Consider the following 21025-nt stretch of genomic DNA (forward strand, 5'->3'; position numbering starts at 1 on the left):
TTTTAACAATTCTTGAAATAGAAACTTAACCTAATTCTTTTCAATCACAGTCGGTATTAAAATCTTGCTTTACAATTAAAGAGGCATTTCCATATTGTGCCGTAGCAGTTGGATCTGAAAAAGTCGCCTCATAAAACCCGATTTGAACCATATCTCCTGCCTGCAATGGTCGCTGATATGTTCCATTTAGTGAGGTCGGAATCGTAACATTTGTTCCTCCAATTCCATATGTTATACCTGTACTATAATCAAATACTCCATTCACGTACACGCCTATAATAATGCTACTTGTTGCTACCGGTGTAGTAAATATTTGTGCAATACCTACCGCATAGGAAATCGTATATATACCCGAACGTAAAATTTTAATTGAGTTACCAGATACATCTGGAACTGTATCACAATACTTCCCACATGTTGTAAAGTCTACTTTCTGTACAGGAAAGTTTGTCGGGAACGTCCCAGCTACAATAGGTGTCGCAGCAGATGGTGAAGCAAGATTAAACATTGCTCCTGATACTCCTCCCTCACAATAACTTTCATCTTTTATTTCACTTTCCCCACTGGATTCATATCGCTCTTTTTTAAGTTTCGATAAGCAAATGCACTCTTCACAATCGCAATAACAATTTGTAAAAGGCATAGTTTCTCCTCCTTCAATCAATTCTCTATATTAAATGAAGGAACTAGGCATTTTGTTAAAAAAATCAAAAAGAAGCCACATAATCTACGTTGCTTCCTTTATTTATTACGCTTGCTAACCGATTCCCTTTCCACAATGGAAACAGGTAACATATATTGATTTTTAACCGGTTCACCTTTCGCTTTTCGAATAATAATTGTAACGGCTGTTTCAGCTTTCAGAAAAATATTTTGGTCAACTGTTGTCAATTCAGGATTACTATATTTACTAAATTGAATATTATCAAAGCCCATAATAGAAATATCATCAGGCACTTTGTATCCCGTCTTCATAAATCCCTTCATTAACCCAATTGCCATAATATCTGATGTACAAAACACCGCATCATATTTACGATGACCTGTTGCGATTTTTTGAGCGATTCGAATACCTTCTTCATAGCTATAATCTACTTCTGATAAATATACATCATCAGTCTTATAGGTTAATCCATAAGATTGTAAAGCTTCCTTATAACCAGCTATCCGATGTTCAATGAAATTACCTCTATCATTTTTACAGCCAACAAAAGCTATCTCTTTATGTCCTTTTAAAATTAAATATTCAATGCTTTCAAAAGCGCCTTTCTGATCTTCGGATGTAAGAGTAACGAAATTAGGGTGAAACTCATATTCATCAACAATTACAATCGGAATATGCACTTGTTTCAAAACAGAAGATAAATCAGTAGGTAACTTCCCAAGGACGATAATTCCTAAATAGGTTGATTCAAATGATGAAATATCATAAGAATGAACTTCATTAGAATTAATAATTTGTACAGATAAATGATTCTCTTTAGCTGTATGCTCTACACTACTGATAAATTGTTGATAAAAAGGATTCATTTCTAGCAATGTATGTTTAAAATCACGTTCCATGGCCATATAAACAGCTATAGTTGTTTTGTTTTTTTTCATCAATTGCTCTAGAAAACCACTCGGTAAATAGCCTCGTTCCACTACAGCACTTAATAGTTTATTCTTTGTTTCCTTCGGCACTTTCCCTACTTTCGCTTGAATAAACGAATCCATAAACTCTTTATAGAAAGGCTGCCCTTCCAAAAACGAATTATAGACTTCTTCCTGTTCTTGATGATTCATTTGTTTCGCTAAATCTCTGGCCGTAGAATTTGGAGTATATCCCAATTCCTTAATAACGTCTAATACACGCTGTTTCGTGGCTTCTGATACTTTATCTACACCATTCAACACATATGAAACGGTAGCTTTTGACACATTTGCTTTTTGAGCAACATCCTTGATGGTGACTTTTCGATCTTTCAATTGTACTCCTCCAAAGTCAATACTACTTTCATTGTCATGTAATATCTGCTTTTTGTAAATAGAAAATGAGACTGTTCAAAAAGTGGTTAAAAAACCACATTTCGAACAGCCCCATTACAAAACAATTACATAATTTCTTTAATATAGTTTTTCAGCGTATCTGACTTACCGCCGAAAATTGCTTGAACTCCGCCAGAGATTTCTAATACACCCGAAGCTCCCAAACGTTTTAGTTCAGCTTTATCAACAATCTTTGCATCTTTTACTTCTACACGAAGTCGAGTGATACATGCATCAATATTTTCGATGTTTTCGCTTCCACCTAATGCTGCTAATACTTTAGGAGCGATTTCGCGAAGCTCATCATTTCCACCAGCTTTAGCACTTGGAGCAGCTTCACCGTCTTTACCTTGGTAATCAGCTTTTGTGTAAAGTTTTGTTTCTTCATCTTCATCTTCACGACCTGGTGTTTTCAGGTTGAATTTCGTAATAACGAATTTGAAAATGAAGAAGTAAAGTGCGAAGTAAACAATACCTACACCAATTACATATAACCAATGCGTAGGTACGCCAGCTCCTGCAGGAAGTAAACCGAATAATGTGAAGTCAATAATACCACCTGAGAATGTCATACCGATAAATACATTGAAGATATCCATCAGCATAAATGATAAACCAGCTAAAATAGCGTGAATAACATATAACCATGGAGCTACGAATAAGAATGTAAATTCAAGTGGCTCTGTAATACCTGTTAATGCTGCTGTACCTGCTGCTGAAGCTAGAAGTGATCCAACAACAACTTTTTTACTTGGCTTAGCTGTTTTGTATAACGCAAGCGCCGCACCTGCTAAACCAAACATCATGAATGGGAATTTACCAGCCATGAAACGAGTAGTTCCATTAACGATAGCATCCATTGTCTCTGGAGATGCACCAACTAAATCTTTCATTGAACCTAATTGAGCAAAGTACGCAGTGTTTGCACCATCGATAACTGTTGGCACACCATTGATAATTACCTCTGCTTGTACTAAAGAAGAGAACCAGAAAGGTGTGTAGAATACGTGATGTAAACCAAACGGAATTAATGAACGTTCAATTAATCCGTATAAGAATGTTCCTGCAGCACCTGAAGCATTAACCACATTTGCTAATGCAGCAATACCATCTTGAACAAACGGCCATAAGAAACCAAGAATTGCCCCAACGAAAGCCATTACTAACGCCGTTACGATTGGAACGAAACGAGATCCCGCAAAGAACGAGAACATTGGATTGAAGGTAATATTATAATAACGATTGTGAAGCACACTCGTTACCATACCAGTAATTATACCGCCAAATACCGACATGTTCAGAGTAAAGATACCTAGTGTCGTTGTTACGTATGTACCGTACTCTCCAACATTATCAGGTGTTACTACACCAAGTCTTGTATAACCAAGTGTTAACATTGTTGAAATTACTTGGTGCATAATTAGGAATCCAAATACAGAAGCAAGTGCCGCTGTCCCTTTGTCTTCCTTAGCCAAACCTACCGCTACACCTATAGCAAATAGGATAGGAAGGTTTCCGAAAACTATATCCCCGACACCCTTCATAATATTTAAAATACCGTTAACAAATTCAATATTTACAAAAGAGATTAAGGGATTATAAATGGACGGTGCGTTTTCTAAACTAGCAATCCCTAGTAAAGCACCACCAATACCTAGTAAGATACCGGCAATCGGTAAAGCAGCGATAGGTAACATAATCGCTTTACCAATACGTTGTAGATACTTAAACATATATAAGTTCATCCTTTCAAACCAATTTAGTTAACTGTTAACTAACATTTTAGTTAAACGGTTAACCTAACGGATATTAATATACCACAATAACTTAGTAAACGGTTACAATTTTAATGTGAACATTTTGTGTCTAAATGTTAATCAACTTTTATCCGTTATTATAAATAAATATTCGTATATTATTCCTTTAACACTCCATTTCAATATCACTATTCTTCGCAACTTGCTATAGATATTCCCTATCTTAATATATGTTTTCCTTTATAGATTTTCTTTATGCAGGTTAATCTATATAAAGTGCTGCGACGAATTTAAGTTCCTATTTCCCCCTAAAATAAAAATGCTAAATGTTTACAATGTAAGCCAAATATGTTAACCTCCATTTATATAAGTTAACACATTTAAAAACATTTTCTTATAGTCACTTTGGATAGTAGAGCAGATACTGCTGTTGAAACTCAAACAAAAGGCGAAATCTTTCTATCTTAATAAAACTATTCAAATGGGATTCAAAGTAGAACGAAGCAAGCACAATCACTGTTATTTTCAGCCTTAATAAAGCTTACAAACAAAAGGAGAAGATAGTATGAACTGGTTACAGCTAGCACAGGAAGTAATTGACGGAAAAGTTATTACAAACGAAGACGCGCGAAGCATTTTAAATTGTGATGATGATGATTTACTACCTTTAATAAATGGCGCCTACCACATTCGCAAACATTATTACGGGAAAAAAGTGAAATTGAACATGATTATTAATGCAAAAAGTGGTTATTGCCCAGAGGACTGTGGTTATTGTTCACAATCTTCTAAATCTACTGCAGAAATTGAAAAGTATCCATTCCTTTCAAAGGAAGAAATATTAGAAGGTGCGAAGCGCGCTTTTGAAAATAAAGTAGGAACATATTGTATTGTTGCTAGCGGTAGGGGTCCAACTCGAAAAGATGTTGGCGTAGTGAGTGAAGCAGTTGAAGAAATTAAAGAAAAATACGGTCTAAAAGTATGTGCTTGCTTAGGTTTGCTGAAAGAAGAGCAAGCAGCTCAGTTAAAAGAAGCAGGTGTTGATCGATATAACCATAATTTAAATACATCCGAGAAGCATCATTCTTATATTACAACTTCTCACACATATGAAGATCGAGTTAATACGGTTGAAATCGTTAAAAAACACGGTATTTCACCATGTTCTGGTGCCATTATCGGTATGAAAGAAACGAAGGAAGATGTAATTGAAATCGCTCGTGCACTTCATCAATTAGATGCCGATTCAATTCCAGTTAACTTTTTACATGCAATTGAAGGTACTAAATTAGAGGGAGTTCACGACTTAAATCCACGTTACTGCCTGAAAGTATTAGCTTTATTCCGTTATATAAATCCAACAAAAGAAATTCGTATTTCAGGTGGACGAGAAGTGAACCTAGGTAGCCTACAACCGCTTGGTTTATATATTGCAAACAGTATTTTCTTAGGTAACTATCTAACAACAGAAGGTCAAGAAGAAAATCAAGATCACAAAATGTTAGAAGACCTCGGCTTCGAAATAGAGCTTATGCCGAAACAAGAAGAAGTATTTTCTTGTCATTAATGAATAGTTAACTCTTCCTCATTTTTAATGCACCCCATTTTAATGAGGAAGATTACTATACGCGGCTGTCCTAAAAGTACTTTTGGGACGCCCGCCATTTTATGCTTGTTGTTGATATACTGCACTATCTATCAATTGTAACTCATATTGTTGAATGAGTTGAATCAATAATCGACTGTACATTTTATTACCTTGCTCATCTTCAGCTGTACTATAACCTGCATTTTCTAATGCTTTGGCTTGCTCTATATACGTCTTAGAGGAAAACAAGCCATTTTTCGTATAACGTGGATTTTCACTTAAAAATAAACCATGATCTTTGACAGATTGTGAAATAGAATCATAAGCTCGAAAATTCGCTTGAATTTGCTTGTCATAAAACTCTGTTGTTTTTAAACTCGCCGTCTCTCCCTGCCACTTTCTATGATCCTTTATACCAAACAAATTATTATAATCTACCGCTAATTGAGAACGCCCCCAGTCTGATTCTAATATTGCCTGCGAAATCGTAATGGAAGGTAATACACCGTAATTCAAAAAATTATCAATAGCAGCATCTTTAATACTAGCAATGAAATTTTTGTTTAGATTCTCATTTAATTTATGTGAATACACTACCTCATCATTTAAATATTCACTGTACTGCTTCACGCTTTTCATTTGTTCTGCATCAAAATCCAACTGATTTATTACTTCATCTATCGTCCGTAAAGTAAATTGATTTCCTTGCTTTCCAATAAAAACATTTGCAGTTTCTTTAATCTTATCATCAGATATTGATTCAAAATCACCATCATTTCGCACAGCTGAAACAGCGGCAACATCTTTCCAGTTTACCTGTATCTTCCCTACGCTTACTTCATCTACAACTGATATAAATGTCTTCATTTGATCTTTCGTAATCGAAATACTGTGGCTACTCCACAAATTCCATACTAATATGACAAAGCAAGCAAGGAATAGTATCAAAGCAGCTTTTATTACTTTCATAGAAAACTTCTCTCCCTTTATATTCTAGCAATCTATGATTTTATTCTATAAATAATGTGTCACAACAATGTTACAACAAAAATAACGCACTCATTATGCCTATCATTACATAAATCACCACAAACATAAAAGGTAAGTTCTGTTCTTTATGTATTTTTATACGTAACTTTAGTTTGGCAAACCGTATAAGGGTATACAAAAGATTAATATCAATCCTTTGTATACCCTTTTCTATCCGTCGCAAACTGTATATACCTTACGCCTTCTTCAGAAATTGTTTCATTTCATTACTTAGTGAATTTAATTTATCAATAATGGTACTAAAATCTTGTACCAACGTTGCCTGCTCGTTAGATGCACCTTTAATTTGCGACATACTTTCCTTTAGTGTTTTTAAATTCCCAGTAATGCTTTGTAATGAAGATTCAATTTGTTCTGTTGCTTTTGAAGTTTCCATAGATAACTTCCTTACTTCTTGAGCAACTATATTAAATCCCGCACCGTGTTGTCCTGCTCTAGCCGCTTCAATAGATGCATTTAAACCTAATAAATTCGTTTGTGTTGAAATTGATTTAATTAACCCTGTGATTCCATTTGTTCGCTCCGAATCTTCCAATGCATGTTGTGACTGCATGTTGATTTCCTCACTAGTTGCTGCTAGCTCCTCTGAATGGGAGGCAATCACATGAACCTTATCTTGAAGATCATTTATTATCACATTTATTGATTCCATATATCCATCTAACTTCTCTTGATCCTCAAGTGGAAAACCAAACGCCAAAGCTCCAACTACTTCACCATCTTCTCGAATAGGAAATGCAACGGCATTCATCGAAAGCCCATAAACATCAGATGGAATATATATAATTGAGTTCTCTCCTCTTAGTGCTGTTTGAATATTTTGATCACCCGGATTTACCTTTTCGCCCGGTTTTGATCCAGCATCTAATTTCCTACCAGGTAAATACGTTAATTGGATTTGCGTTTCTTTTTCAATAACTGCAACAATTGGTTCATGTTTAAAGGCTGCATGTATGTAAGGCGTTGCTAAACTTAATGCTTCTAACATTTTCATATATCGTTCCCTCATTTTCTATAGCATATAAAAGATCATTTGCTATACATATCGGAAATTTTTTGAATTTTTTAATAATTCAAGAAGAAAATGTGTCATCTATTGACAAAAAAAGACAAAGTGCTTTATTTTTATTAAAGTCAAGAGATGGGCTAAAACTATTTCCAATAGAGTATTCTTATATCATGCCACACATTATGTGTGTAAAAATTAAGAGAATAATACAATGAACCTCTAAAAAAGTAAGGAAACAGAGAACAAAAAAGTACACCACTATACAAGTGATGTACTTTTTAATATTATAGAGTTACCTTACCTTCGTTACTTATACTAACAATGCAGCGATCTCGTCAATTTTCTTAGCACCGAACACTACTTGCTCGTCGTTAATAATCATTGCTGGTACGCTCATTACTTTATATTGCTTTTTAATATCTTGGAATTGGCTAATATCAACCATTTCTGCCTCAATATTAGGGTTTTCAATCGCGATTCGTTGTGCACCAACAACTACATCTGGGCAATAGTGACAGGCAAGAGAAACCATAACTTTGATATTTGCTTTCTTATTAATTGTTTTAATTGTATCCATAATACTCGCATCTAATGCTTGACCAGGGCCTGCAAGGTTATAGATTGCTAGAATGAATGAGTTAAGCTCATGTCCACCAGGTACACCGTGATATTTCACTCCACTATATTCACCATTCGCATTTAATAAAGATACAACTGGATATTTATCCGCATGGATCTTCGCTTCCATTTCTGGATTTTCACCTTTGTTGTATAGTTCAAGGTGTAATTTATCACCTAATTCAGCAACATCAAGTAAGAAATCACGTAATTCTACTGATTTAGGTAGATTTTCATCAACGATTGATACTAACGTAACATCGCTTTCCATTTTACCGAAGATGCCTTTTAATTGCCCTCTTAAAGCGTCAGTTAATAAAGAGCTTTTGCCACCAGCTGTAGAAGCTGCTGCCTTTTCCTCTTTCTTAGCAGGCTTTTCTTCTTCTGGCTCATCAACAATACCAAGGCGTTCTTTTTCTTCAGCTACATATTTTTGAGCATCTGTTCCTGCAATTGCGCCATCTGCAACAGCTGTAACAATTTGACGTAATGATTTTGGACGTAAATCACCAGCAGCATAAACCCCATCGATATTTGTTTTCATATTATCATCTGTTAAGATGTAACCGAAGCGATCCATTTCTACATGTCCTTTGAAGACACCTGTTTGCGGTTGATAACCTACGAATACAAATACACCAAATGTGCCATCTTCTTCTTTAGCTGTATATTCCCATTCTTCTTTTGTCACATTATTAATGAAACGCGCACGTTGAATCATGCCGTCGCCGTATACGCCAAGCATTTCAGTGTTGAATTTCACTTCAATCTTCTCATTAGCAAATACTTTATCAGCGATCGTTGGTGGGCATGTGAATTCAGGCTCACGAGCGATAATTGTTACTTTTGTAGCAAAACGAGTTAAGAAAATAGCTTCTTCTGCTGCAGCAAAACCTGCACCAATAACAAATACTTCTAAGCCCTCGAAGAATTCTCCATCACATGTTGAACAGTAAGCTACTCCACGGCCTGTAAATTCTGCTTCACCTGGGAATCCAAGTTTTCTTGGAGATGCACCAGTAGCAATAATTACTGCACGTGTTTTGAACTCACCATTAATCGTTTTAACAATTTTTACTTCACCAGAAAAATCAACGCCAGTTACGTCAGTTTTAACGAACTCTACACCAAAATCTTCGTTTTGAAGCTTCATTTCTTGAATAAGTTCCGGACCAGATGTTTTTCGGATACCTGGATAGTTTACAATTTCAGAAGTAGTTGCAGCTTGTCCACCTGCATTACCTTTTTCAATAATGATTGTTTTTAATTTAGCACGGCCTGCATATACACCTGCTGAAAGACCTGCAGGGCCACCGCCGATAATAATTAAGTCATAAATGTTTGTCATATTAGGTCTCCTTGTTGTATAATATATTTTATCGAAAATTTATTAGAATGTACGTGAGGCACTTATTGTAGTAAGTGTCTCTTTTTTTCTATTTAGAGCCTATGAATGTATTGAGACATTTCATAGGCTTTTTATATTGTTCTAGCTCGCGCTAAAATTCCCACGCTATACGGAAGATCATCCAAAGGTGTCTGGTGGGAATTAAGCGCCAGTTAGAACCTGATTTTTAATATATAATCTGCAGGAGATGTAAATCCATCTCCTGCAAATAAAGTTAAAATATACTTAAATTAGATTTTACCTACTAAGTCTAAGCTTGGCTCAAGAGTTTCTTCACCTGGAGTCCATTTAGCTGGGCAAACTTTATCTCCGTGTTCTGCAACGAATTGAGCAGCTTGCACTTTACGTACTAACTCTTCAGCGTTACGTCCGATACCAAGATCGTTGATTTCGTATGCTTTGATTTGACCTTCTGGGTTAACAATGAAAGTTCCACGTAGTGCTACGCCATCTTCTTCAACTAAAACACCAAATTGTTTTGAAAGAGTTTGAGCTGGGTCAGCAAGCATTGGGTATTCGATTTTACCGATTGTATCAGTAGCATCAGCCCAACCTTTGTGTACGAAATGAGTATCAGTAGAAACTGAGTATACTTCACAGTTCATATCTTTGAATGTTTCGTAGTTATCTTGGATATCCGCTAATTCTGTTGGGCAAACGAATGAGAAGTCAGCTGGGTAGAAGAAGAATACAGCCCATTTACCTTTTACATCTTCTAATGAAATTTCTTTAAATTCACCTGCGTGGTATGCTTGTACTTTGAAATCTTCAACTTGTTTATTAATTAATGACATAATATATTTCCTCCTAGAAGTTAATTTGTATTTATCCTTTCTTTATAATAATTATTATTAAGTAATTAGTCAACAGCTAGATTATAATAATTATCATTTTCACAAATACGACACATTATTGGATTTTTTAACCATACAACCTTCATAAAGACTTAAAATGTTATACACATCACTTTATAAGCAAAAGAAATGTTAAATCTTTTACTTATATTAACCCTTTAAATCTCCATAAATCGCTCTCCTTTTCTCATTTATATTCTCATATAAGCAAAACAAATGAGAATAATCTATTCCTAACCAAATCACCCTCATTAATATTTCCAAACACTTTATCTTTATCCAGCTTTGATTAAAGATAAACCATTATTTACACCACGCATTAAAGAAAGAGGCATACTATATCCAAACATATAGAACGCCTCTTCTCATAAAATTTATATTAATTCTTTACTTTTTAAAAACGCAACTTCTTCCTTCGTTACATTTAAATGCTCTTGCATAATCGATTGTGCTAATTGTTTATCTTTCTTTTCAATAGCTTCTATTAGATGATTATGTTGTTCTAAAACAACTGTATGAATATCCATTAAGTCTTTTGTAAATTTCGAAACAGCAAATGAAAAATGATCCGTCATTTCAAAGAATGATTGAATCAATATAAAAAAAATAGGATTATGAGTAGATTCAGCAATAGCCATATGAAAATTCATATCCTCTTCCAAAAATTCATTTAACGAATTCTTATTTTTTTCCATTCTATTATATACTTGTTTTAATTTCTCAATATCTGTAGAAGTTGCTCTTTCAATAGCTTTTGTAACTATCAATCTCTCTAACTCTTCTCGAACTTCCAAAATATCCTCTACTGAATAATCATATTTTTGCATTACTTTAAGCAGCGACTCACCTACAATGGAGTCTTCTAACTCCGTTACATAAGCTCCTTTACCAGGTTTTACAGTTACTAAACCTTTTTCTCTAAGACTTGTTATTGCTTGCCTAATTACATTTCTACTTACTTCATATGTATTTGTAAGCTCTCGCTCAGAGGGTAATTTATCCCCTTTTTTATAAACACCTTCATAAATTTTATTTTCAATTTCTACCGCAATATCTATATATAATAAATCATGTCCCAATTTCATTCCGACCTCCATTCGATAAACGATATGCTGTTATTTCTTATAATTCAGTATACATCACATATAGAAGAGAAAATATAATTGGAATACTTCTATCATGTTAGATATAAAAAAGAAGGCAAGTGTTAGCATGCCTTCTTTTTTATTTTCAGTTCATATTATGCTGACTTACTTTTATGTTGTATTTGTTCTTTCTTATAAACAAACAAGAAGTAGGCTATAACAGAAAATATAGCTAATCCAGATGTTAAAAAGAACTGTAAACGCATTGATTCAATAAAAACTTGTGCAACATAAATAACTGTAATCATGATGATTGTTACATATGATAAAAAAGGAAATAACCACATTTTCACTTTAAGTGCTTCAGGATTTGTTTTCTCTATTCTCTTTCGAAGAATAATATGTGAAACCGCTACCATAATATACATTAGTAAAGAAACGCCACCCGATGCATTTGCAAGGAAATTAAATATTCCATTCGGCGAAATTACTTTAAACATCATAAAGATATATGCCATCACTACACACAAGATTAATGCTGTATAGGGCGAGCCTTTCTTGCTTACCTTTGTAATAATTTTTGGAGCATGACCTTTTAATGAAAGTGAATAAACCATACGTGAAGCAGTATACAATCCAGAATTCATAACTGACATTAAGGAGATAAATACTATTATATTCATAATCGTACCTGCAGCTGGTAAACCTGCTATATCAAATACACTTGCATAAGGAGTGGCAAGAAGTTTCTCATTATCTTGAGGGATAATTAAGATTAAAAGAGCGACAGAACCTACAAAAAATAGAAGAAGTCGCCATACTACTGCATTAATTGCTCTTATAATATTTTTCTCAGGATTTTCAGATTCACCTACAGCAATTGCAGCTACTTCACTACCAGAAAGAGAGTACGTAATAAAGACAACACTCAATAAAACGGGGAAAAATCCTTTTGAAAAAAATCCGCCATTCTCATTAATTATAGCAAGCCCCTGCGATTCATATCCAGGAAAGAACCCAAACACCATCGCACCACCAACTAAAAGAAAAGCAATAATAGCTATGACTTTAATAGTTGCGAGCCAGTATTCAAACTCACCGTATGATTTAACGGAGAAAATATTCGTTAACATCATTAAAATAGGAAATGCTGCACTAGCTACCCAGACAGGAATAAAAGGGAACCACATATTCGTCATTTGACCTAATAATGATGCTTCAATCGCTACGATAATAACCCAGTTAAACCAATATAACCAACCAATCATAAATCCAGCCCAATGACCAATGGCGTTATTTGCATATGTAGAAAAAGACCCGCTATCTGGGTTAACCACTGCCATTTCACCAAGCATTCGCATAATAAGAACAATAATTAACCCCGCAATAACATAAGAAAGAAGTGCCGCAGGTCCAGTTTGCAAGATAATATTCCCACTACCTACGAAAAGCCCTGCTCCGATTACTCCCCCTATCGAAATCATCGTTATATGCCTTGTTTTTAAATCCTTTTTTAACTCCGTTTCTTGAGCCATCCCAATACTCACCATCCATTTTATGTAATTTTTCTAAGACCTACTTTTATAAAGCATAATGTTCGAATTCACCCTCTTCTTTCTATTCGGCGCCCTAAAAAACATAATTTTCAGTCTTTTTATACAAAACTAGGGCGCTTAATAGAAATTGTTTGTTACTCTAAATCAAATGATAAAAACTTATATTCCAAATAATCTTCAATCCCATATTTACCGCCTTCACGCCCTACGCCAGATTCTTTTATACCTCCAAATGGAGCCTGTGCTACCGTTGGTAATGAATCGTTAATGCCTACGATGCCATATTCTAATGCTTCTCCTACTCTAAACATACGTGAACCATCTTTTGTATACATATATGAAGCTAGCCCGTATTCTGTATTATTAGCAAGTTGAATTGCTTCTTCTTCCGTTTCAAATGTAAAGATAGGAGCAACAGGGCCGAATGTTTCCTCATACGAGATTTTCATCTTATGTGTGACGTTGCATAAAATAGTTGGTGCAAAAAAGTTCCCATTCACATACTCTTCTTCATTAAGCTGAGTGCCACCGCATAAAACAGTCGCTCCTTTTTGGAATGCATCATCAATATGTTCTTGTGCTTTCTCCATTGCTTTCTTATCAATCATTGGACCTACAGAAACACCTGATTGCATACCATTTCCAACGACTAAATCTTTCACCTTCTCAGCCATTAATGAGGCAAACTGCTTTTCAATTGACTTTTGAACATAAATTCTGTTTGTACAAACACATGTCTGTCCTGCATTTCGGAATTTACTTAAAATCGCTCCCTCAACCGCTTTTTCTAAATCAGCATCTTCAAAAATAATAAATGGAGCATGACCACCTAATTCCATAGAAACTTTCTTCATTGTGTTTGCTGATTGTCTGATTAATTCTTTACCTACCTCTGTTGATCCAGTGAACGTTATTTTTCTAACCTTAGGGCTAGCCATCATAGTACCAACGATTTCTTGAGCAGAACCATTTACTAGATTGATAACTCCTTTTGGTAAACCAGCATCATGAAACGCTTTAAACACTTCAATAGCAGTTAAAGGAGTCGCAGAGGCCGCTTTCAAAACAACTGTACATCCTGCTGCTAAAGCAGGAGCTATCTTACGAGTAAGCATAGCAATCGGAAAATTCCATGGTGTTATTGCTCCAACCACACCTATTGGCTGTCTAAGTATAACTATTCGTTTATTTGGTGCCGACGCTGGGATAGTGTCTCCATAAATACGCTTTCCTTCTTCCGCATACCAATCCAAATAATCTATTGCTAAATTCATTTCACCTTTTGCTTCTGATAACGGCTTGCCCATCTCTTTCGTAATAATGCTAGCGATTTCATCTGTTCTTTCTCTTAATAAATCCGCTGCCCGCTTTATATACATATAATGCTCTTTTGCCGTCGTTTTCTTCCAAGATAAATATGCTTCTGATGCCGCCTGAATAGCTCTTTCCGCTTCAAGCTCTCCACCTTTAGCAGCTAATCCTACAAGTTCACCTGTTGCTGGATTGTACACTTCAATATTTTCACCAGAATTAGATTCACACCATTCCCCATTGATATATAACATCGTCATTTATCTCCTTTCACCAATGAATAGTTTTTATAAAACCTCTGCAATCACTTCTCGAATAACCGCTAAAGCTTGATCAATTTCTTCCTTCGAAACGCTTGTCGGTGGAATAAAACGAACCACATTTTTATCTGTACCGCACGTTAAAATAAGTAATCCTTTCTCAAGCGCTTTTTCTTGAATTAAATTAACTGCATTTGCATCTGGCTTCCCATCAACATTGAGAATTTCCATACCAATCATTAATCCGAGTCCACGAACATCAGCAATTTGTGGATAATTATGTTGCAATTTAACTAGTTGAGACTTGAAATAATCGCCCATCTTAGCAGCATTTTCAATTAGTCCACCCTCTAATAACTCAATAACCGCAAGTGCAGCCGCACACGAAACAGGATTTCCTCCATATGTTCCCCCATGTGAGCCAACAGTCCATTGATCCATCAAATCTGCGTGTGCAACAATTGCACTTAACGGAAATCCATTAGCGATTCCTTTTGCCAATGTTAGTATGTCTGGTTGGACGTCAAAATGCTGCCATGCAAACATTTTTCCTGTGCGACCAAAGCCTGCTTGAATTTCATCAAAAATTAGTACTATACCATACTCATCACAAATCTTTCTTATTGATTCTACAAAGCTCTTTGGAGGAACAATATATCCTCCTTCCCCTTGAACAGGTTCCATAATGATTGCGGCCACTTGATTAGGCGCAATCAGCATTTGGAATATTTCTTGTAAACTATCTAAACAACGTTTAGTTTCTGCTTCATCTGACAAACCTGTTCTAGCTGCATATGGATACTCGGCATAATATACACTTGGCATTAAACCTTCATAATCTTGTCTATACCCTGCATTAGAAGCCGTCACTGTCATTGCTCCTACTGTACGGCCGTGAAAACTACGTTTAAATGAGATAATACCAGATCGCTTTGTCACTTTTTTTGCTAATTTTATAGCCCCCTCTACAGCCTCTGCTCCACTATTTGAAAAATAAACTTTTCGATTTCCTCCATTTAGCCGATTTAAGTTTTCAGCTAATTCTATGTATGAAGGGTAGTAGACAACTCCATGACCAACATGAATTATATCGTCCATCTGTTTCTTCGCTCGTTCAATGACAACTGGATGATTATGCCCTACATTCGTTACACCAATGCCACACGCAAAATCTAAATACTCTTTTCCATCCTCACTTGTCACATAAGAGCCTTTTGCTTTTGTAATACCTAATGTTGTTGCTCGCTTTGCCACAGGTGGTAAAACAGCTAAAGAACGTTCATATAAACTCATTTGTTTGATTAATGCCAATTTCAACCTCACCTTTACTTTTCATTTTTTCGAACTTAAACTGGAGCTACATGTTCTACTGGTAGTACCAGTTTTGTTCCACTAGTATAATCCTAATAATCAGAATTTTCAAATGTTATTTTGATTTTTTTATATCTTTTATTTAAATTCAATCCATTAAAGAATGTAATAATATGTATTTAAGTATATGAAATCAAAATATTAGTATATTTTTTTCTTTCAGTGTTTAATAACAATATAGTATCTATTTATTTCTCTTTCATAAGTTAGTTTTTATAATTTTTTTCTTATAACTATTTCGAAATAAATAGAATTTTGTATGATTAATAGGAGATGTATATATGCAACCGAAGTATTGTAAAGAATCCAGAGTCAACAGAACAAGTCGTGTTTTTCCAAACGATGTAAATAATCATAATACGCTATTTGGTGGTAACTTAATGAGTAATCTAGATCAAGTAGCTTCAATTTCCGCAGCACGACATAGTCGCCAGGAATGCGTAACAGCATCAACCGATTCAGTGGATTTTTTACATCCAATAAGAACAACTGACTCAGTTTGTTTCGAATCATATGTAACATGGACTGGTCACTCATCAATGGAAGTGTTTGTTAAAATCGTCGCAGAAAATTTAAAATCAGGAAAACGTATTATTGCGGCAACAGCTTTCTTAACATTTGTTGCACTAGATGACAACAAACGTCCAACACCTGTTCCAGCTGTTATTCCAGAAACAGAGGAAGAGAAGAAACTTCATGAAACAGCAGAAGAAAGAGCACGAATGAGAAAAGAAAGAAAACAAAAAAGTGAAGAATTAGCAGCTGTACTAACTACTAAACGCTCATGGGATTTATATTAATTCTCTATTTATAGGATTAAAAATGAGAGGCGTGTCAAAGTGATTTTTTAATCACTCTGATACGCCTCTCGTTTTTTAACTCTTCTAAATTCCATCCTTATATATCATTAAAGCTTATCAGATAATCTCTTAAGTGCATCATACCCTATTCACACAAATCCAATAATTTCAATATATGTGCAGCTATATTACGTTCTGTTCCTTTGTACGGAAACGAATGAATATGAATTGCTGGATTAAAGTTCAATTCAATAATGGCATATGCAGAGTTTTCATCTTGTAAATCCTCAACCATCATATCAACTCCGCAAATCTTTGCTTCTACAGATTGAGCAGACTTCACAGCAAGATTTTTAAATACTTGAGGAACTTCATCTGTAACATCAATACTATCTCCGCCAGTTGAGATATTCGAATTCTCTCGTAAATATTGCAATTGCCCTTCCGAAAGAACTGAGTCGATGGTTAAATTATATTGCTGAAGGAATAACACCATATTGTCATCTATTTCGATTTTTTCCAAGGGTGTTTTATAGCCTTTTCCTCGCAAGGAATCTTCATTTTTCTCCTTAATTAACTCTGCAATGGTAGACTTCCCATCACCAATGACGTTAGCTGGCACACGATGCAAAACTGCGACGGTTTCATTTCCAATAACTAAGAATCGATATTCTTTTCCTCTAATAAAAGGTTCAATCAAAACCGTAACATCTTCTTTAAAAGCAATATCTAGAGCTTTTATCAAATCCTCAACACTAGCCCCTTCTGGAAAAATCGAAATACCGAGGCCAAAATTTGTTGATTTCGGCTTAATTACTACTGGTTTATAAATCCATCTTCGCATTGCTTCTTTCGCTACAGATGCATCACTATATTCTTCTCCAAGGGGCACATTAATACCTTGCTTATGTAGCATTTGCTTCGTAACACTCTTATTCTCCATCATCAATACCGTAATATATTTATCACGACTCGTTTTCGTTGCTTGCTGTACATATTCAGTATGATTGTTTTTCGATAAAGCAATAAAGTTTTCTTGTCGATCTAACAGCTCAAATCGAATACCTCTTTTAATACTTTCAGCTAGTAGTATTTGAGTGGAAAGTTCTAAATCTGTATACGGCTTTAACTGGAAGCGCTCCGCATATGCAGCATCCTTGTATTGTTTGGCAAGCTTCATATGCACTGGTATAAAGCCTTGTTCATGACATAGCTTAGAGATTCGATATGAATAGGTTAATTCATGGTTTTTCATCACTTGTATTTTTTCTCGAATAATTTGTTCAAATGGTAACTGTGAATGATTATTTATATCAAGAATTTCATCAAGAAGCTCCATTCCCCAAGACTGTAAAGTTATTTCTTCACCCGCTCTTCGTAATACAGTGTTCGGATTTTGCCCTTCAACAGCCACTCGCTTACTGTTCGTTTCACTTTCTATAACATATCCTTCATACTCATTTTCTTCTTTCATTAAGCAATATAATAGAAATAAATGAATAAAATGCAAATCATTTGTAGAAAGTCCACTCTTTTCGAATGGATTACAATCAATTGTTCTTATCTCTATGTATTTAATACCTTTATTCAGTAAATTGTGCTCTGTATAGTCTCCGAAGCTTTTTAATCTAACATGAGCATACAATTCTCGGATACTTTTTAAAACACCACTATCGATATAAGTATTTATTGATTGCACATATGATGCCAGGTTGTCATAGTTCGGTACAATCAATTGTTTATTTTGATAGCCACAAAAACTATTTCGAAAAGAAACAGCATCTTGATTTGAATACGTTTCTTCAGAAATTTCCTCTAATGTCGCAATACAATTCTCTTCGTATGTCTTATGAATCGTATTCGTTGCTCCAAGTAAATACACTAACAACCAGTTATAGCGTAAGTAATTTCTCGTTAGCTTTAAATATAAATCATTTGTATAATCCTGAAGCGATTGGTTCTTCTCCGTCTGATTATACAAAGCCATTAATAGCTGCTCTCCAATCGAAAAATTAATATGTATACCTGATATTAATTGCTTCTTTCCTCCGTATTTACCCAGTAAATATTCTCTATAACGTTGATCAGTTGTTTGAGAAAAGGATGCTAGAGGAATATCTTTCTCGTCAGGTGTTATCGCAGGCATAGATTGAGGCCAAATATACTCATCATCTAACTCTAGAGCTGTAATATTATAAAGGGAATCTAAAAAAGCAACAGCATCTTCCACTTTATTAAATATAGGAGTAATTAACTCTAGTTGACTTTCTGAGAAATCAGTTGTTATATAAGGATTTTCTTTCTTATCTCCAAAGATATTTGGATGAGGCTTTGCTGATAGCAGTCCATCCCCATTTACTCGAAGCCCTTCCCTTTCAATTCCAAACTGAGCATCTAATAATTGCTCCTTGGAAAGCTTCGACAAGATTTCAAATCTCATTTTGCTCTCTCCTTCTATATATAATTTGAAAAACAATAACCGCTACGACTCCCTTCAATAAAGAGGAAATTGCAATACTCCACCACACACCATTAATACCAATAAAATGAGTGAATACAATTGCCATGGGAATGCGTAAAGCCGTAAATATAATAGAAATAATAGAAGGTATTTTAGGTAAACCAATACCTGTAAATACACCATTACTGATCATTTCCATCGCCATAAAAATTTGCGATAACCCGATAATTTCTAAATAAGTAATTGCCATCCCTACGGTTTCATGGTCATGTGTAAACAACTCCGCCAACTGCTCAGCAAAGAAAATAAATATAATGCTTGTAAGTACTGCATAGGATATTCCAAGTATCATACTCATTCGATATCCAGTAGTAATTCTCGTGAATTTCCGAGCTCCATAATTTTGCCCAATAAAGCTACTTACCGCACCATTTAGTCCCCCTAATACTATAAAGGTAACTGATTCAATTTGCAGGCCGATTTTTTGTGCAGCTACAGCTTCAGTCCCATATGTAGCAATTATTTTAGCGAGAATAATATTGATGATTGTAAATAAAACCCTTTGTGTAGTCATCGGCAATCCTAATCGGATAATTTCCCATCCTGAATGTAAGCATACCTTTATTACATCCCGTTTCCATAACACGTTTCGAGCCACATATATAAACAATAAAAACATTAATATTTGGGCAATAAGAGTAGCAATTGCCGCTCCAATTACGCCCCATTTCAACCAATAAATAAAAATAGGATCTAAAATAACATTTAAAATAATGCCAAACGCACTTATGTAAAAGCTTTGCTTATTATTCCCAAAGCTGCTGAACATTCTTATAAAAAACGCATTAAAATAGGAGAAAAACAACATAATCGCCGAAACAGCTAAATATTGATACGCATCTGCTTGTACAACTTCATTATTTAAATCTAAAAAATTCAATATACTATTTCCGAATATAAGTAAAACAAAGATTGTTATAAAGCCAATGATGACATTCAACAAAAGACTACTACCAATATAAGAAGCTAACTTCCGCTCATTATTCTGCCCCATTGCATGTGCAATCTTTATGCCTCCACCAACAACAATCATCGCCTGAATCGCATATCCTACATTTATAAAAAAACTGGCTGAACCGACTGCAGCAATAGCATCCGATCCTAATCCACCAACAAATAACATATCAATAAAGTTATACATAAACTGCAATAGCGAACTCCCTATTAAAGGAAGCGCTAATAATGAAATAACAGACAACTCCTTGCCTGTCGTCAAATCGATTTTCTTCATATTATTTTCCCTTATACCATGAAATTATCACCTAATAATAGACATCAGATTGTTTTCATAATATAGCATTATATAGAACGAAGCAATTATTCATAACAAAAAAAGTCTTTTCAGAAATCAAATAATGATTTACCAAAAAGACTTGTTAAATAGGGCTTTTTCAATCAACATTAAGGTAACAATTAACTATAAGTTGGAAGCTCTTCCGTTACAGCTGCTTCATGATCAATCATTATCCATGTACATTTATGAGTAATCGCATAGTTGTACACATCAAAAAATTCAACAGGAATCGATTTACTCGCTTTAACTTCCTCGGTAAATACTCGTGCATTTACTGGAATAAACCAGCCACCTTCACCTTTACCAAAAACACTTACATCCATTTTTCCTTCATTTGAAAGTGACACTTGTTTGTTCAACCATTGCTCAGTTTCCTTCGAAATATGTACTCTCGATAAAGTAAGCATGTTTTCAATCATGATGTATCCCTCCACTTATAAAAGAATCTGATCCCAAATACTCTCAAAAGACTCACTGCTAATAAGGTTCTTTGAGGTTCTTTGAGGTTCTAATCG

At 34.8% G+C, this 21025-nt stretch carries 16 protein-coding genes; 2 read left to right on the forward strand and 14 right to left on the reverse strand.

The features are described 5' to 3' along the window. Positions 1 to 40 precede the first annotated feature (40 nt). The 3 genes from TX86_RS13990 to TX86_RS14000 form a co-directional block, all read right to left on the reverse strand. Positions 41 to 643: an FHA domain-containing protein gene (locus tag TX86_RS13990; RefSeq protein ID WP_042349395.1), complete on the reverse strand. Its 603-nt coding sequence runs from the start codon at positions 641 to 643 to the stop codon at positions 41 to 43. Positions 644 to 741: 98 nt separating this feature from the next. Beyond that, a complete protein-coding gene (locus TX86_RS13995) occupies positions 742 to 1968 on the reverse strand; it encodes a LacI family DNA-binding transcriptional regulator (RefSeq protein WP_042349396.1) in 1227 nt (408 codons plus the stop codon). 125 nt (positions 1969 to 2093) lie between these two features. After that, positions 2094 to 3761 carry a PTS transporter subunit EIIC gene (locus TX86_RS14000; protein ID WP_042349397.1) on the reverse strand — a complete coding sequence of 556 codons (1668 nt, stop codon included), beginning with the start codon at positions 3759 to 3761 and terminating at the stop codon, positions 2094 to 2096. 589 nt (positions 3762 to 4350) lie between these two features. Between TX86_RS14000 and bioB the strand changes: the two genes are divergently transcribed. Next, the gene (bioB, locus tag TX86_RS14005; RefSeq protein ID WP_042349398.1) at positions 4351 to 5352 is read left to right on the forward strand and encodes a biotin synthase BioB; all 1002 of its coding nucleotides are present in this window, start codon (positions 4351 to 4353) and stop codon (positions 5350 to 5352) included. A gap of 99 nt (positions 5353 to 5451) precedes the next feature. On the opposite strand, the gene TX86_RS14010 is transcribed toward bioB, so the two are convergent. The 8 genes from TX86_RS14010 to TX86_RS14050 form a co-directional block, all read right to left on the reverse strand. After that, a complete protein-coding gene (locus TX86_RS14010; protein ID WP_042349399.1) occupies positions 5452 to 6342 on the reverse strand; it encodes a glycoside hydrolase family 73 protein in 891 nt (296 codons plus the stop codon). A 256-nt stretch (positions 6343 to 6598) separates the two neighbouring features. Next, entirely contained in the window at positions 6599 to 7417 is an 819-nt protein-coding gene (locus tag TX86_RS14015; protein WP_042349400.1) for a methyl-accepting chemotaxis protein, read from the reverse strand. A gap of 325 nt (positions 7418 to 7742) precedes the next feature. Further along, the gene (locus TX86_RS14025) at positions 7743 to 9398 is read right to left on the reverse strand and encodes an FAD-dependent oxidoreductase (RefSeq protein ID WP_042349402.1); all 1656 of its coding nucleotides are present in this window, start codon (positions 9396 to 9398) and stop codon (positions 7743 to 7745) included. Between the two features lie 290 nt (positions 9399 to 9688). After that, complete coding sequence (ahpC, locus tag TX86_RS14030) at positions 9689 to 10252, reverse strand: alkyl hydroperoxide reductase subunit C (RefSeq protein WP_042349403.1); 564 nt, start codon at positions 10250 to 10252, stop codon at positions 9689 to 9691. Between the two features lie 434 nt (positions 10253 to 10686). Continuing rightward, complete coding sequence (locus TX86_RS14035) at positions 10687 to 11397, reverse strand: FadR/GntR family transcriptional regulator (RefSeq protein ID WP_042349404.1); 711 nt, start codon at positions 11395 to 11397, stop codon at positions 10687 to 10689. A 155-nt stretch (positions 11398 to 11552) separates the two neighbouring features. After that, positions 11553 to 12932: an amino acid permease gene (locus tag TX86_RS14040; protein ID WP_042349405.1), complete on the reverse strand. Its 1380-nt coding sequence runs from the start codon at positions 12930 to 12932 to the stop codon at positions 11553 to 11555. Between the two features lie 155 nt (positions 12933 to 13087). Beyond that, on the reverse strand, positions 13088 to 14518 hold the full coding sequence (locus tag TX86_RS14045; RefSeq protein ID WP_081707660.1) for an NAD-dependent succinate-semialdehyde dehydrogenase: 1431 nt from the start codon (positions 14516 to 14518) through the stop codon (positions 13088 to 13090). Between the two features lie 33 nt (positions 14519 to 14551). Then, complete coding sequence (locus tag TX86_RS14050; protein WP_230203620.1) at positions 14552 to 15835, reverse strand: aspartate aminotransferase family protein; 1284 nt, start codon at positions 15833 to 15835, stop codon at positions 14552 to 14554. A gap of 341 nt (positions 15836 to 16176) precedes the next feature. Here TX86_RS14050 and TX86_RS14055 point away from each other — a divergent pair, with 341 nt between their 5' ends. Beyond that, positions 16177 to 16695, forward strand: a complete 519-nt coding sequence (locus TX86_RS14055; RefSeq protein ID WP_042349407.1) for an acyl-CoA thioesterase — start codon at positions 16177 to 16179, stop codon at positions 16693 to 16695. Between the two features lie 145 nt (positions 16696 to 16840). Here TX86_RS14055 and gshAB read toward each other — a convergent pair whose 3' ends face one another. From gshAB to TX86_RS14070, 3 genes are all read right to left on the reverse strand, one after another. Beyond that, entirely contained in the window at positions 16841 to 19135 is a 2295-nt protein-coding gene (gene gshAB / locus TX86_RS14060; protein ID WP_042349408.1) for a bifunctional glutamate--cysteine ligase GshA/glutathione synthetase GshB, read from the reverse strand. After that, complete coding sequence (locus TX86_RS14065) at positions 19125 to 20447, reverse strand: MATE family efflux transporter (RefSeq protein ID WP_042349409.1); 1323 nt, start codon at positions 20445 to 20447, stop codon at positions 19125 to 19127. Before TX86_RS14065 ends, gshAB begins: the two co-directional genes overlap by 11 nt. Before the next feature lie 182 nt (positions 20448 to 20629). Further along, positions 20630 to 20929 (reverse strand): DUF5983 family protein, encoded by a 300-nt coding sequence (locus TX86_RS14070; protein ID WP_052343675.1) that lies wholly within the window; start codon positions 20927 to 20929, stop codon positions 20630 to 20632. Between the last annotated feature and the right edge of the window lie 96 nt (positions 20930 to 21025).

It is taken from the genome of Bacillus massiliigorillae, from assembly GCF_000380245.2.
Taxonomy (GTDB): domain Bacteria; phylum Bacillota; class Bacilli; order Bacillales; family DSM-1321; genus Bacillus_AD; species Bacillus_AD massiliigorillae.

Bases quoted from the DNA above. Each gene is read 5' to 3' on its own strand.
- TX86_RS13990 (WP_042349395.1), bottom strand. From the start codon at position 643: ATGCCTTTTACAAATTGTTATTGCGATTGTGAAGAGTGCATTTGCTTA.
- TX86_RS14000 (WP_042349397.1), bottom strand. From the start codon at position 3,761: ATGTTTAAGTATCTACAACGTATTGGTAAAGCGATTATGTTACCTATC.
- bioB (WP_042349398.1), top strand. From the start codon at position 4,351: ATGAACTGGTTACAGCTAGCACAGGAAGTAATTGACGGAAAAGTTATT.
- TX86_RS14010 (WP_042349399.1), bottom strand. From the start codon at position 6,342: ATGAAAGTAATAAAAGCTGCTTTGATACTATTCCTTGCTTGCTTTGTC.
- TX86_RS14015 (WP_042349400.1), bottom strand. From the start codon at position 7,417: ATGAAAATGTTAGAAGCATTAAGTTTAGCAACGCCTTACATACATGCA.
- TX86_RS14025 (WP_042349402.1), bottom strand. From the start codon at position 9,398: ATGACAAACATTTATGACTTAATTATTATCGGCGGTGGCCCTGCAGGT.
- ahpC (WP_042349403.1), bottom strand. From the start codon at position 10,252: ATGTCATTAATTAATAAACAAGTTGAAGATTTCAAAGTACAAGCATAC.
- TX86_RS14035 (WP_042349404.1), bottom strand. From the start codon at position 11,397: ATGAAATTGGGACATGATTTATTATATATAGATATTGCGGTAGAAATT.
- TX86_RS14040 (WP_042349405.1), bottom strand. From the start codon at position 12,932: ATGGCTCAAGAAACGGAGTTAAAAAAGGATTTAAAAACAAGGCATATA.
- TX86_RS14045 (WP_081707660.1), bottom strand. From the start codon at position 14,518: ATGTTATATATCAATGGGGAATGGTGTGAATCTAATTCTGGTGAAAAT.
- TX86_RS14055 (WP_042349407.1), top strand. From the start codon at position 16,177: ATGCAACCGAAGTATTGTAAAGAATCCAGAGTCAACAGAACAAGTCGT.
- gshAB (WP_042349408.1), bottom strand. From the start codon at position 19,135: ATGAGATTTGAAATCTTGTCGAAGCTTTCCAAGGAGCAATTATTAGAT.
- TX86_RS14065 (WP_042349409.1), bottom strand. From the start codon at position 20,447: ATGAAGAAAATCGATTTGACGACAGGCAAGGAGTTGTCTGTTATTTCA.
- TX86_RS14070 (WP_052343675.1), bottom strand. From the start codon at position 20,929: ATGATTGAAAACATGCTTACTTTATCGAGAGTACATATTTCGAAGGAA.